General features: G+C 45.5%; 13 protein-coding genes. 3 read left to right on the forward strand and 10 right to left on the reverse strand.

The genetic code is table 11. The features are described from left to right. Positions 1–121 precede the first annotated feature (121 nt). The 5 genes from ACTTKA_RS02105 to ACTTKA_RS02125 form a co-directional block, all read right to left on the reverse strand. Positions 122–853 carry an SDR family NAD(P)-dependent oxidoreductase gene (locus ACTTKA_RS02105; RefSeq protein ID WP_442713389.1) on the reverse strand — a complete coding sequence of 244 codons (732 nt, stop codon included), beginning with the start codon at positions 851–853 and terminating at the stop codon, positions 122–124. A gap of 2 nt (positions 854–855) precedes the next feature. After that, positions 856–1,383, reverse strand: coding sequence for a thiol peroxidase (tpx, locus tag ACTTKA_RS02110; protein WP_442723781.1), 528 nt, complete (start codon positions 1,381–1,383; stop codon positions 856–858). A 181-nt stretch (positions 1,384–1,564) separates the two neighbouring features. After that, complete coding sequence (locus ACTTKA_RS02115) at positions 1,565–1,999, reverse strand: Hsp20/alpha crystallin family protein (protein WP_442713387.1); 435 nt, start codon at positions 1,997–1,999, stop codon at positions 1,565–1,567. Positions 2,000–2,299: 300 nt separating this feature from the next. Beyond that, the gene (locus tag ACTTKA_RS02120) at positions 2,300–2,863 is read right to left on the reverse strand and encodes an AAA family ATPase (protein ID WP_442723782.1); all 564 of its coding nucleotides are present in this window, start codon (positions 2,861–2,863) and stop codon (positions 2,300–2,302) included. An 85-nt stretch (positions 2,864–2,948) separates the two neighbouring features. Further along, a complete protein-coding gene (locus tag ACTTKA_RS02125; RefSeq protein ID WP_442713385.1) occupies positions 2,949–3,155 on the reverse strand; it encodes a hypothetical protein in 207 nt (68 codons plus the stop codon). 161 nt (positions 3,156–3,316) lie between these two features. Between ACTTKA_RS02125 and ACTTKA_RS02130 the strand changes: the two genes are divergently transcribed. The 3 genes from ACTTKA_RS02130 (at position 3,317) to ACTTKA_RS02140 (ending at position 7,125) form a co-directional block, all read left to right on the forward strand. Continuing rightward, complete coding sequence (locus ACTTKA_RS02130; protein ID WP_442723783.1) at positions 3,317–4,519, forward strand: aminotransferase class V-fold PLP-dependent enzyme; 1,203 nt, start codon at positions 3,317–3,319, stop codon at positions 4,517–4,519. A 116-nt stretch (positions 4,520–4,635) separates the two neighbouring features. After that, entirely contained in the window at positions 4,636–6,333 is a 1,698-nt protein-coding gene (locus ACTTKA_RS02135) for an alpha/beta hydrolase-fold protein (RefSeq protein ID WP_442723784.1), read from the forward strand. 189 nt (positions 6,334–6,522) lie between these two features. Next, the gene (locus ACTTKA_RS02140; RefSeq protein WP_014225035.1) at positions 6,523–7,125 is read left to right on the forward strand and encodes a ribonuclease HII; all 603 of its coding nucleotides are present in this window, start codon (positions 6,523–6,525) and stop codon (positions 7,123–7,125) included. A gap of 2 nt (positions 7,126–7,127) precedes the next feature. Here the strand turns inward: ACTTKA_RS02140 and ACTTKA_RS02145 are convergent, their stop codons facing one another. The 5 genes from ACTTKA_RS02145 to ACTTKA_RS02165 form a co-directional block, all read right to left on the reverse strand. Continuing rightward, positions 7,128–7,556, reverse strand: coding sequence for a SufE family protein (locus ACTTKA_RS02145; RefSeq protein WP_442723785.1), 429 nt, complete (start codon positions 7,554–7,556; stop codon positions 7,128–7,130). 12 nt (positions 7,557–7,568) lie between these two features. After that, positions 7,569–8,561 carry a M20 family metallopeptidase gene (locus tag ACTTKA_RS02150; protein WP_442723821.1) on the reverse strand — a complete coding sequence of 331 codons (993 nt, stop codon included), beginning with the start codon at positions 8,559–8,561 and terminating at the stop codon, positions 7,569–7,571. 21 nt (positions 8,562–8,582) lie between these two features. Further along, positions 8,583–10,364 (reverse strand): membrane dipeptidase, encoded by a 1,782-nt coding sequence (locus tag ACTTKA_RS02155; RefSeq protein WP_442723786.1) that lies wholly within the window; start codon positions 10,362–10,364, stop codon positions 8,583–8,585. A gap of 73 nt (positions 10,365–10,437) precedes the next feature. Continuing rightward, positions 10,438–12,396, reverse strand: a complete 1,959-nt coding sequence (gene gyrB / locus ACTTKA_RS02160) for a DNA topoisomerase (ATP-hydrolyzing) subunit B (RefSeq protein ID WP_442723787.1) — start codon at positions 12,394–12,396, stop codon at positions 10,438–10,440. 238 nt (positions 12,397–12,634) lie between these two features. Next, the gene (locus ACTTKA_RS02165; RefSeq protein WP_442723788.1) at positions 12,635–14,380 is read right to left on the reverse strand and encodes an erythromycin esterase family protein; all 1,746 of its coding nucleotides are present in this window, start codon (positions 14,378–14,380) and stop codon (positions 12,635–12,637) included. Between the last annotated feature and the right edge of the window lie 7 nt (positions 14,381–14,387).

Here is a 14,387-nt window from a genome sequence, read left to right on the forward strand (position 1 = left end):
TCATTTTTGTTTACTTGATTATATCACGTGCAAAGATACATCACCTTTTTTAACATGCAAGAAAAAAAACGTTTTTTTTCTCGCATCTCAAGATGATTCCATACGAACATAGTAGAATTCATCAACTGTTGCTGATTTTTAACCGTTCCCAGATACATTGTGGTACGAGTCGCCAGAAGAAGACCAAAAGACGGTAACGCCGGTCGATGACGACGACGCGTTTACGCTTTTCCAACGCATGGACGATATGTCGGGCCACAGCTTCCGGTCGCATGAGCATCGGGTATTTCTTTTGATTGTCGAGTATGGCCGTATCTACAAATCCCGGCCGGATATCGGTGAAAACGAGGTGGTCCTTTTTTAAATGTGCTAACTGTGCCAAAGCGTCGATATAGGTGTTTTGAAAACGTTTGGAGGCCGAATAAGCCGGGGCGCTTCCCAACCCTTTCGTTCCCGCGATGGAACTGATCACGGCGATATGTCCACCGCCGTTGTCGCGGAAATAACGGTAAGCCGCTGTGACCATACGGATAAATCCGGAAACATTCGTTGCCGCCGTCCACAGCTCGATATCTTCTTGCAGGGCTGTATTTTGTCGACCTACACCCGACGAGAGAAAGAACAGCTCCATCCCGCCCATGGTTTCGATCAGTCGATGCAGACGCTCCGGTGCGTCGTCGCATGTGACATCGAGTATTTGTATTGTCACCCGTTCCGGAGCCAAGGCCTGTAGGCGTTTCAGTTCGGCTTCGCGACGGCCTGCCACACCCACCGACCACCCACGACCAAGTAAAAGTTTCGCCACTTCCAGCCCAATGCCGGAAGTGGCGCCTATCACAATAGCCCGTTTCACTTTTACAACGTACTTTTCGCCGCGTTCAGCGCTTTTTCGTAATCAGGTTCCGTAGTCAGTTCTTTCACGTACTCTACATAAATGACCTTTCCTTCCGGATTGATTACAACAACACCGCGTGCCAGCAGCATGTTCTCTTTAATTAGAAAACCATATTTGCGACCGAACTCCGACTGCATATAATCAGACAGCGTATGAATACGATCGATTCCTTCGGCCGCACAGAAACGTCCCAAAGCAAACGGCAGGTCTTTCGACAAAGTCAGTACCACTACGTTCTCCGACAATGAAGTAGCCTCTTTGTTGAAGCGTTTTGTCTGCATGGCGCAGACACCTGTATCAATCGAGGGGAAAACGGAAAGAATCACCGTTTTACCTTTGAAGTCGGACAAAGATACGGGTTTGCTATCACGACCTACGGCTGTAAAATCGGGAGCCGTGTTGCCTACTTGAATCATTTCACCAAGCAATGTCAGCGGAGTGCCGGTGAAAGCAACTACGCCTTTGTTTTCTTTTAATTCGTTCATCATATCCAATTGTATCTTGATAAATAGTAAATAAATTTCATGAATCCGCCCTGTTGGGCTTACATTCATTTTATGCGGCTAAGTTAGTGAACCTTCAGTATAAAACAAAAAAGCCAATGTGCGATTTCGCGCACATTGACTTTTATTAACAAATATCTTTCTTTGTTATCTCACGGGACTGCAATCAACTGATTTCGATCGTTCGCTGTGCCTTGTAAATCTCCTCATGTGAGAGTTTGGGCAGATCGATGTTCAACACTCCGTTTTCTACTTTAGCACAAATTTTATCTTTATCTACATCGTCCGGCAGAATCATCGCCTGCTGGAACTTCGCGTACGAAAATTCGCGACGCAGATAGCGTGCATCCTTGTTCTCTTCATTCTTTTCGCTTTTTCTCTCCATCGAGATCACCAGATGGTTGTCTGCATCGATATTGATGTTAAAATCTTCCTTCGTCATGCCTGGGGCTGCTACTTCGACCGTATAACGGTCTTTCATTTCCTTTACGTTGATGGCAGGTGCCGTTGCGTTCGTACGTCCCATCCATTCATGTTCAAAAAAGTCATTGAAAATGGACGGTAACCAATCATTCTGATTTCTTCTAATCAAAGTTGTCATTATTCAATCCTCCTATAATTTAATGTTCTTTTTTTGAAGTCCGGCTCATCATTCTTGTGATTCCCATCTTTCTTAGGGAGGGGTATCACCGGATTGCTTGAATCGGCTTCATCAGATAAGATACAAAACGCATACCATCGCATATTTTGTGTCAAAATGACATGATTTTTGCTAAAAAACTAACAAACGTGCGTCAAAATGGCGTCTTTTTGTTAGAAGTCTATCATCTCTCTTCTGTGCGCAGGATTATATATTCGAGTTAGTAGGTCTGTCCGGGCTTTATTTAATACTTGCTACGGACTATAGATTCAAAAGTTTCTGTAAATATGCTTCTATTTTTCTATAAAGTTCGGTTACGTTGTCTGCAATCGATTGGCAGGCCGTATCAATAAGGATAACTTCTTCATCCCACGTGTGATATTCTCTTTTTTCTACTTCTTGCCATGTGGGTAAATATAAGTTTGTAATGTCTGTCGTTCTGTTTTCTACCCTCGATCGGTGTTCGGCTTGGTCAGAGCAGGTTACTTCAATGTTGATATACTTGCATCCGCATTGCATAGCGACCTCTTGCCATTCTTTTCGGGTAAGGGAAATGGGGTTGCAGCTGTCGGCAACGACGTGATTGCCGATACGTAGATTCTCGGCCGCAAGCCGATAAGCCAGTCGGTAACCTTCGCCTTCTACCTGATAATGGCATAAGTCCCGTAAACCTTGTTCAAGTGTGTCGATCCGTAAATAGACCGCATTATATTTTTGGGCCAATGCTTTCGCAAGGGTGGTTTTTCCCGTAGCCGGCAAGCCGGAAAACAGAAATAAGATGGCATTCATGCTGATGTGTGATATGGATGTTCTTACTTTCTTCATGCACAAATGAACGAATCGGGCATGGAAAAATAAAAAAAAGAGTTGTCTCATAACGAGGCAACTCTTTTGATCTATGAGAAGATCATTACTTTGCTTCTTTTTTCTTGGAGCAGCATTCATCTTTCTTCTTGTCGCAAGCTTTCTCTTTCTTGCATGCTTCCTTGCCTTCCTTCTTGCAGCACTTCTGCTCTGTCTTTGTGCACTCTTTCTTTTCTTTCGTATCCTGTGCATTGGCAGAAACGCCCAATGCCATAGCAGCAACAATGGCTGCGCTCAAAATCATTTTCTTCATCGTTCTGTTACTTTAAAAAATTAATACCGGATGCAAAGAAAAAAGATTTTGTGTTCTGTCCTACCGCAAGCGCTTAAAAATTAAATATCTTTATTTCATCTACACACATTTTTTCAGGTCGGAAAGATACTGCTTTCAGCAGGGAACGCTATCTTTGCAACATGTTAAAAACATCATCTATCCGAAACGACTTTCCGATTCTGCAGCGCGACGTATATGGTAAGCCGCTGGTCTATCTCGACAATGCAGCCACGACCCAAAAGCCTCGTTGCGTTGTCGAAAAAATTACGGAAGAATATTATTCTGTGAATGCGAATATCCATCGCGGTGTTCATTTTCTCAGTCAGCAGGCTACCGAAGCGCATGAGGCGGCTCGCGAAACCGTACGGGCATTCTTGAATGCCCGCTCCTCGGCCGAAATTCTTTTTACGCGAGGTACAACCGAAGCAATTAATCTTGTTGCATCAAGCTTTTCACGTGCTTTTGTAAAGCCCGGTGATGAAGTGATCGTCTCCGTGATGGAGCATCATGCCAATATTGTTCCATGGCAATTAAACGGGCTGAATATAAAAGTGATACCGTTTAATGAGTGCGGCGAACTCGATCTGGAAGCATTTTCCCGGTTGTTTTCCGATAGGACGAAGCTCGTAGCTGTCACCCAGATGTCGAACGTACTCGGGGTGATTAACCCGGTGGAGGAGGTTGTGCGGATAGCCCATCAACACGAGATACCTGTCCTTATAGACGGTGCGCAGGCCGTTGCCCATCAACCGATCGATGTGCAAGCGCTCGATGCGGATTTTTATGCTTTTTCCGGGCATAAAGTCTATGGGCCTACAGGTATCGGCATACTCTACGGAAAGGCGGAATGGTTAGACCGCCTGCCGCCTTATCAGGGAGGTGGCGAGATGATTCAAAACGTGACTTTTGAGCATACGACGTTCAATGAACTTCCGTATAAGTTCGAGGCCGGCACTCCGGATTATATCGGCAGCACAGCTTTGGCCGAGGCGTTGAGGTATATACAGACCATCGGGCTTACCGAGATCGCGGCGCATGAACACGAACTGCTTCGCTATGCGACGGAGCGGCTCGATGAAATAGAAGGCATGCGTATCTTCGGACGTACCGAACATAAGAACAGTGTTGTTTCTTTTCTGGTCGGCAACATTCATCATTACGATATGGGTATGCTCCTCGACCGTCTTGGTATTGCCGTCCGCACGGGACACCATTGTGCGCAACCGCTTATGCACGCACTTGGTATCGAAGGGACGGTCAGGGCGTCGTTCGCACTTTATAATACAAAAGAAGAAGTGGATGTACTCGTCGAAGGAATCCAACGTATCCGAAAAATGTTTTGAGCCCCAGTAATAGTAAACGTTCTGTTTTATAAGAAGATTCAGGAGATGTATATAGGGGAAATAATATAAAAAACAGAGAGGAAAAAGACGATAAACTTAAATAAATCTTATATGATATGAAACTTCAAGTGGCAAAGTCTGTTGTTGTGATTTTAGGTTTGTTCAGTATCCCGTTGTATGGGCAAGAGAGTTATTCTGTTCTGATACATAAAGCATATAATGTGATGTGGAAAGAAAAGGACATGGATGGTCATAAAAAAGCCCTTAGGATGTATGAAGATGCTTTTGAACTGTTTCCTGATAGCATCGATACATCTGAATTGAACGATGCATCAATTCTGGCTGCATGGTTGAATGACCATGATAAGGCTTTCAAATACCTGAATGCTTTCGTTACCATGAAGACAGCTAAAAATGGATATCCCAGTTGGAAGTATGTAGTAGGGAATGATTCTGAAGTTGATTATAAGAATTTACTTGATGATCCCCGATGGATCATGGTGAAAAATATAGCACTCAAAGATAAGGCCTTGTTTTATGACAAATTGAGAGGGGAAGAGGAAGAATTCTACGAAATGTGTAAGATTGATTTGGAGCGAATAACAGACCCGATGGTTTTATATGATAATATACGGAATTATCATCCGTATAAATTAAAACAGAAGCAAGATTATTCGCTTACATTTCAAATAAATGATTCTGCAAGAACATCTTTTTTTATCCATTTGCCGCAGAATTATAATCCAGAGAAGAAATATCCTCTTTTATTTTTTCTTCATGGTGCCGTACGAGGAAATCGTTTGGCAGATTTTCAACTTGCATCATGGGTATTATTCGATTGGAACAGGTATTACACAAAATACGCGGCCTTGAACGATGTTATTCTGGTTTTTCCTCGAGGTAGTAAGGAGTTTAACTGGATGATACCCGATGATGGTTTTTTTATGGTTCCGTCGATCTTGCATCAGATTAAAAAGACAATTAATGTAGATGACAATAAAGTATTTATCTCGGGACACTCCAATGGGGCAACGGGGGCATTCTCGTACTTAATGAAGCAACCCTCTTCATTTGCCGGATGTTATGGATTCAACACCTATCCGAAAGTCTTTACTGGGGGGACTTTTATAGAGAATATAAAAAATCGCTCGTTTATAAATTTCTCGACAGACAAGGACTATTACTACCCTCCCTATGCGAATGATCAATTCACACAACTGATGAAGAGCATGAATCTTGATTATAAGGAATATCGATATGACGGTTTTCCCCATTGGTTCCCCCAATTTGATGACTCGGAACCTGCGTATCGAATTTTATTCTCAGACTTGGTAAAACGGGAAAGAAATCCTTTTCCAAAGGAGATTTCTTGGGAGTTTGATGATGATTGTTATGGAACGATCGACTGGCTTTCCAATATAAAATTAGATACATTGGTGGAACGGAAGAGCTGGCATAAGGAGTTGAATTTCAAGATTGATAAATGGTTGAAGTATGACAAAAACGATAGCATAATTGTTTATAATGTAGATAGAAAAGCCTTTGACTTTCCTCGTAAATCAGGTAAGATCAAGGCTGAGTACGGTAATAACGTCTTTCGAATAGAAACTTCTTGTATAACTTCTTTCTCGGTAAATATCTCCCCTGAAATGGTGGATATGAAAAAGAAGGTACAGATTTATGTAAATGGAAAATTGCGTTTCAGCAAACAGGTTGGATATGATCGGGATTTTATGTTATGTAGTTTTAAAGCCAACCGGGACAGAAGTCAAGTCTGGGTGAATCAGATAGATGTGTTCATAAACCGTCATTAGTTTATCTGAATGAATTTGTAAGAATAAAAGTGAAGAAAATTGCTGAATTAAAACAAGTTGATAAGATATTGTTGGATTGGTCATATTATTATCTCTTGCCAATAGAACAAGATTGTTTTTGGATGGATATACGGATATTCAATCAAAACCGTTCGAATGCGTACGAAAAGGTTTTAAGAAAAGCGTAAGATGCTTCAACCATATCTCAAAGAAGGACGCCTTGAGGCCGGATGCGACGAGGCTGGCCGAGGGTGTCTGGCCGGGGCTGTCTATGCGGCTGCCGTGATCCTGCCGCCTGATTTCCGCAATGAGCTGTTGAACGACAGCAAGCAACTGACGGAAAAGAAGCGTTATGCCTTGCGACCGATCATTGAGGAAGCGGCGACGGCTTGGGCGATCGGTATCGTAACACCCGAGGAGATCGACCGGATGAATATTCTGCGTGCTTCGATTTTAGCGATGCATCGCGCCATCGACGGGCTGAAAGTAAAGCCGGAATACCTGCTGATCGACGGAAATCGTTTTCATCCGTACCCCGGCATTCCGTATGAAACGGTTGTCAAAGGTGACGGGAAGATGATGAGCATCGCCGCGGCTTCGATCTTGGCTAAAACGTATCGCGACGACTATATGAACGCACTCGCCGGGAAATATCCGGCATATCATTGGGAGAAGAACAAAGGCTATCCCACCGAAGCGCATCGTGAAGCCATCCGTTGCGCAGGAACGACACCTTACCATCGCAAGAGCTTTATGCTCCTGCCGCCTGCACAGCTCCGTCTGGAATTGTAAAATCAGGCCTGATTCGCTTGAGCACTGAATGCCAAAGCGTACATTTTCATTTGTTTCAGCATCGCGACGAGGCCGTTGGAGCGGGTAGGGGAGAGATGTTCCTTCAGTCCGATGCGCTCGATAAAGTACAGATCGGCATCGAGGATTTCCTGCGGCGTGTGATGAGACAGTACCCGTATGAGTAACGAGACAATACCCTTCACAATCACCGCGTCGCTCTCACCCTGAAAGATCACTTGGCCATCGGTGTAATCGGCCTGCAACCATACGCGACTTTGGCATCCTTCAATCAGATTGTTACTCGTTTTGTGTCGGTCGTTGAGCGGCGGCAGCGCATTGCCCATGTCAATCAGCAAGGCATACTTATCCATCCAGTCGTCGAACACGGAGAATTCTTCGATCACTCCGTCCTGTATCTCATTAATTGTCATCTTAGTTAATTCTTAATGGTTATAAATCACACTCAAAATCGTCTCTCCGACGGCTTTTAATGTTTCACGGTCGATATTCTCCATCGTATCATTCTGCGTATGCCAGTAAGCGCCGAAGCCCGACCGGGTATCCGGATCGTAATTGATGATGTCCAGACAGGGGATGCGAAGTCCTTGTATCACATACTGATGATCGTCGACGATGGTACCTCCCTGCGCGTTGATGAAATATTTTCCGTAGCCTAGCTCGCGTGCGGTAGCCCAGACTTTCTCTACATATCTCGCGGCATATTGCACAGAGGTACCTTCCTTATAAAAGGTAGCGCCGCGTGAGCCGACCATGTCGAGCAGAATGCCGAATTCGGCCTTGTAGTTCGGTACATGCGGGTTCTTAGCCCAAAACTGTGATCCGAGACACCATGTGTCGGGTTTGTACTCATCGACGAATTCCGGTGTACCGTAGTCTTCCGCATCAAAAAACACGATATCGATTCCGATAGCAGGCGTCTTTACCTGAGTCTGACGAGCGATTTCGAGCAGAACGCCAATGCCGCTACCCCCATCGTCGGCCCCGTCTATCGGTTTACGGTGATTGGCTTCGTCGGTGTCGTGATCGGCATAAGGACGGGAATCCCAATGGGCGAAAAGGAGTACACGACGTGACTTTTCGGGCTGGAACGCTCCGACGATGTTTTGGGCCTTTAATTTCTCGCCGTTGTATGCTGTTAGTACGGCTTCCTGCACATAAACTTTTGCTCCGTGACGCTCCAGCTCTCCCGCCAGATAATCGGCGCATCGTTGGTGTGCTTCCGTGTTCGGCACGCGCGGACCGAATGCTACTTGTCGTTCGATATAGGCATAGGCACTGTCTGCATTGAACGTTGGCACTTCTATACGCTTATCCGTGTCAACAGGATCCGTAGTTTCCTCTTTCGTCGTATTTTTCTGACCGCAACATGACAGCATCAGACTGCCAAGTAATACTCCTGCATATTTATTGATCATTCTATCCATGATTATGGTCGATTATTTTATCCCGTTTTGTACTTCACTCATAACTCTCATCAGGTTACCTCCCCATATTTTGGCAATGCTTTCGTCGTCCAGTCCTTCGGCAATCAGACGCATTGTGATTTGCATCAGTTCGTTGGCGGCACGACAGCCTATCAGCTCGCCGTCGCCATCAAAGTCGGATCCGATGCCTGCGTAGTCGATCCCGACCAGATCAATCACATGCAGGATATGCCTGATAGCATCGCTCAACGAGGCTTTATCCGGTGATTCGTTGATAAACCCTTTATAGAGGCAGATTTGCATCACGCCTCTTTGTTGTGCTAATGCTTTGATCTGATCATCGTCGAGGTTACGGCGATGATTGCATAAAGCGCGGCATGACGAATGTGAGGCGATGATCGGGCGGGTGCTGTGCTCCAGAACATCGTAAAAAGTACGATCGGCAGCATGCGACACATCGATCATCACCCCGAGGCGATTCATCTCGGCCACAACTTCCTTCCCGAACGGACTGAGACCGCCCCATTCCGCTTGTCCTGCGGCGGAGTCGCAGAGGTCATTGTCGCCGTTATGACAGAGTGTAATATACGATACGCCCATCTGTCGGAAACGGTACAGGTTCGTCAGGTCTTTGCCGAGCGCATAGCCGTTTTCAATCCCTAAAAGAATGGCTTTCTTGTCTTCGTCTTTCAGCCTTCGCAACTCATCCGGACTCTGTGCAATGCCCATCTGATGCGGGTAACGTTTGGCCTGTTCGATAACTTGTGTAAGCCGGTCCGTCGCATAATCCGTCGCCTTCTGTAAGGATGCTGCGTCCCGGTCACCCTGCGGAATATAGGCCACCATAAAAGCAGCATCGAGACGTCCTTCACGCATCAACGGAAGATTGACTTTGCCTCCTTCTTTGCGCCCGAGATCGAATGTTTGAAAAATCATCGGCGTATCCGTGTGCGAATCGATCGTGATCATCTTGCGATGCAACGTTTTGGCTCGGGCATATACCTCTGCCTGACGCACATAATAACGGAAGAGATTCAGCATCGTCTCATTTCCCGATACAGCCATAGGCTCCGGGTGCCACTGCACACTGAAGATCGGGTATTCGGGATGCTCCATCGCCTCATTCACTCCGTCTGGCGCCGTAGCCGTAGCTACAAACTCGGGTGCCGGATCCTTAACGGCCTGATGGTGGATGGAATTGACAGCGATTGAAGAGGATAACCGATGAGATGATGCTTCGCTGAAATGTAATGCTGCTTGCAACTTGGAAAGAAACGGAGCTAACGTGACCGTATGTGTGGCGACGTCACGCGCTTCTTCCTGACTGTGTGGCAACGCCTCTTTCGAGTGCTGGGCGTGAATATCCTGATAAAGCGTACCTCCGAAGGCGACATTGATCAACTGATGTCCCCGGCAAATTCCGAAAACAGGTACTTGACGATCGAAAGCAAGTTTCAGCAACAAAAAATCGTATTCGTCACGGCAAGCGTCCGTATCGCCGAGCTCGGGAATCGGTGCTTCTCCCAGATATTCGGGATTTATGTCACCCCCTCCCGAAAAAATCAGCCCGTCGAGCTCCTCTACGATCGAACTAAGCGTATGAATATCGGTGATGACCGGGATCAAAACGGGAGCGCCGCCAGCCATTACGACAGACTGGAAGTAAGGCTCTGCAATGCATGAGGTACCTTCTTTCCGGTTAGCTGAGATTCCGATCTTAGGCAGGCGGTGAGAAGGAACGGTCGATGCGGAAGATTCGACATTTTTATATAATGTATCAAGCAAAACGGACATAAACGATGCTTCGGGAGTCGATAAAAGAGGGCAATCCAAGAAAGAATTGCCCCCGTATGTTTTTTATATGTGATTATGCGTCAATGTTGGCATACGTTGCATTCTCCTCGATAAAGTCACGCCGTGGAGCCACATCTTCTCCCATCAGCATGGCAAATGTCGAGTCCGCTTCTACCGCATTTTCTATCGTGATCTGCTTTAGCGTACGATTCTCCGGATTCATCGTCGTGTCCCATAGCTGATGATCATTCATTTCTCCCAGACCTTTGTAGCGCTGTGTATGTATCTGACTCTCATTTCCTCCACCATACGTATCGATAAACTTCTGGCGCTGTTGCTCCGTCCAGCAATATTCTTCGACCTTGCCTTTCTTGCAGAGATAGAGTGGGGGAGTAGCCAGATAGACGTACCCTTTCTCGATCAGTCCGCGCATACGACGGAAGAAGAAGGTCAGAATCAGCGTGGCAATATGGCTCCCATCGACATCGGCATCGGTCATGATGATGACCTTGTGATAACGCAGCTTGCTCAAGTTCAGTTCTTTCGGGTCATCTTCCGTTCCGATGGTAACACCCATGGCCTTGAAGATATTTTGGATCTCTTCACTTTCAAAGATCCGGTGCTCCATCGCTTTCTCCACATTCAGGATCTTTCCGCGTAATGGCAAGATGGCCTGAAAATTACGATCTCTTCCTTGCTTTGCCGTACCGCCGGCCGAGTCTCCCTCGACAAGGAACAGTTCGCATTCTGCCGCATCTTTCGATGAACAGTCTGCCAGTTTGCCGGGCAGTCCTCCGCCCGAAAACGGCGACTTGCGCTGTACCATCTCCCGCGCCTTACGGGCCGCCTGGCGTGCCGTAGCCGCAAGGATTACCTTGTCGACGATGGCTTTAGCCTCTTTCGGATGTTCCTCCAGATAGTAACCCAGCGCTTCACCTACCGCCATATCGACGGCGCCCATCACTTCGTTGTTTCCGAGCTTCGTCTTAGTCTGCCCTTCAAACTGAGGCTCGGCGACCTTGATCGAAATGACGGCTGTCAAGCCCTCGCGGAAGTCGTCTCCCTGAATCTCCACTTTCGCCTTTTCAAGGAGTTTGGAATCTTCCGCATATTTTTTTAACGTACGCGTCAAACCACGACGGAAACCCGAGAGATGCGTTCCTCCCTCAATTGTGTTGATGTCGTTCACATACGAAAAGACACTTTCATTATACGAGGTGTTGTATGTCATCGCCACTTCGACCGGAATTCCTTGCTTCTCTGTCACGATATGGATCACGTCATGAATCATCGATTCTTTCGATTTGTCGATGTAGCGAACAAACTCTTTCAATCCTTCATTCGAATGGAAGACTTCCGATTTGAACGTTCCGTCTTCTTTCTTCTCGCGCTTGTCGGTTAGTGTCAGATAAATGCCGGCATTCAGGAACGCCAGCTCACGTAAACGATTGGCTAAGATATCGTATTTGTATTCCGTAATGGTGAAAACCGTATCATCCGGCTTAAACGAGATGATGGTACCGGTACGGTCGATCGTGCCGGTCTCGCGGATGTCTCCCAAAGGTTTGCCTTGTGAAAATTCCTGTATGTAGATTTTTCCGTTGCGATGTATCTCTGCTTTCAAATGAGAAGAAAGAGCATTCACACACGAAACGCCGACACCGTGCAAACCTCCCGATACCTTATAAGTTCCCTTGTCGAATTTGCCGCCGGCATGAAGTACTGTTAATACGACTTCAAGCGCCGACTTGCCCTCTTTCTCGTGATAATCGACCGGTATGCCTCGCCCGTCGTCCGTTACGCAGATGGAATTATCTTCGTTGATTACGACCTCGATGTTTTTACAGAAACCCGCAAGCGCTTCATCAATCGAGTTGTCTACCACTTCATACACCAAATGATGCAATCCTTTTTCGCCCGTATCGCCGATATACATGGCGGGACGTTTGCGCACCGCTTCCAAACCTTCGAGCACCTGAATATTCTTCGACGAATATTCCTTACTCGCTGCTTTTATTTCTTCGTCACTCATTGTGCTTATATCTTTCTAATAAATCTAATGTAAAAGGCTAACAAATGTAGTTGTTTTTTTTAAGACAAGGGGTGTCGTGTGTGGTAAAAAGTATTAAAAAGGGCAGAGAGGCAATGAAATGCCTTAAACGAAACCGAGGCTTACAGTGTGTCGTATCCAACGGCTTCACGTGATACGGATACATGTCGTTAGAAAAATCCTTTCATTACGTCAAATCCGATGCTTTTCCTTTTTTTCGTTACGACTGTGTCCTTCGAGAGAAGTTGGCTTTTTGCATACGTTTCCGTATCTCTTCCATTTTGTTTTCTCTCCGTTTTATGTTTAACAGGTATAAATGAGATAATTCTTGAAATGTGGTCTCTTTATTCCCCATGGGTTTACGGCTTGTGTTTTTGATAAAAAAGACGCCATTGTATCTTTGGTATAAATTGAAAGGATAAAATTCTTGGGGCATATGATGGCTACCTTTAAATCGTGACAGGATCAATCGGTTAAATTCGGAGGTCAGGGGTAGGTAAAAAATATTCTCGTCGAAAGTGCTTAAGAAAGATTCCATACTGTTAAAAGGGACTTCGTGCAAGAAGGACTTTTGCTGGTTATAATGTTGATCATACGCGATGTTAGCTCCTTCACCTGTTAAAATCAGAAGAGGTGAATAAGCGTCGGAATACTGTTCCTGCATATAATATCCGAAGGGGGTACACGGTACGGCTGGAAATGTCGAAAGGCGATTGATATGTATCGCATGTCCGTAGATGATCGTTTTTACATTTTCGGTGCCGGCATATTCGTCGATAAGAAACTTGGCATTTGCAAACATGACTGAATCTCTTCGGATAAATCGCTGTATGGGGTTATCTCCAATTTCTCTCGAAAGAGTCAAAATGTGAGAAATGACCTCGACTTCTTCCGGTGTAAGCACTTTTTGAATCTCGCTTTTATGCGCTTGAAGGAAAGAGCTGGCTTCCTGCCAGTCCGCTTCCATTAGTAAAAGGCAAAACTCATCCAGCTCCGGAATTTTAGCTTGCTCGTTAAGCCGCGTTACAAAGTCAAAGATATCTACGGCCGAATTTTGAGTCGGTGAATAAATGGGGTTGTAATCGAGACCATACAGTCTCACCTTCGATTCGTCTGTTTGTTTCGAGTTAAAAAGGCGCAATTTATCTAAGAAATCAAATAAATGAAGCGTGGATTTATCCGCCAGAAACAAAGAGTCCAACGTATAACGGCTGTCCTGTATGTATCTGTTGCATGTCAATGAGATTTCCAAAGGCATTTCTAAAAGGACCAATCTGGCATTTTGTTGTTCAATCATTTGAAGGATAAATTCGTATCCTATTTTTTTGATTTCTCCATTTCCATGCATGGATTCTCCCAGACCGATAATCTTTTTCTTATTCATTGCATTGATCTGATCCAATGGGATTCTCGCATCCATCGCTATGGGGATGTATGTGCGTGTGTCTTGTGCCGTAAAAGGAGATAGGGTACGGACAGGGAAGCTGTCGATTGGCTTGCCATCCAGCCATAGATTCAGTTTTGAGAAGGCGATATAGGCTGTTGAGTCAACGACTCCTTCGGCATTTATTCGGATATTCAGCAACTTCGCATTTTTTACCGTTATATCTTTCGATATGCTATGTAAAGTAGTATCGGGCACAAATCTCAGCGTATCGGAAAAAAGGACTTTTTCTTCCTCGTCGATAGCTTCTAAAATGATGGAAGCAAGCTTGATGTTTTTTCCTTTCGACTCAAATTCAATCGTCGCTTGGTTTGCATCGCAGGCAGGAAGCAAGATTCTTTGTTGGTATTCCGTTTGCAGGCGATTGAAGAAAGGGTTTCCTTGTCGATACATCATGGCAAATAGAGGGCGGTCTGGTCCTTTCACTCCAACCGGAATCGTGTAATTGAGATATGCCGCATTTTGCAGCCAATGATAAATAATCGAGGAGTCTTCCTGCATCCTGAATTCCAAGTCATACATTTTCGTG

Origin of the sequence: Tannerella sp. (genome assembly GCF_052170195.1) — a bacterium.
Lineage (GTDB): Bacteria > Bacteroidota > Bacteroidia > Bacteroidales > Tannerellaceae > Tannerella.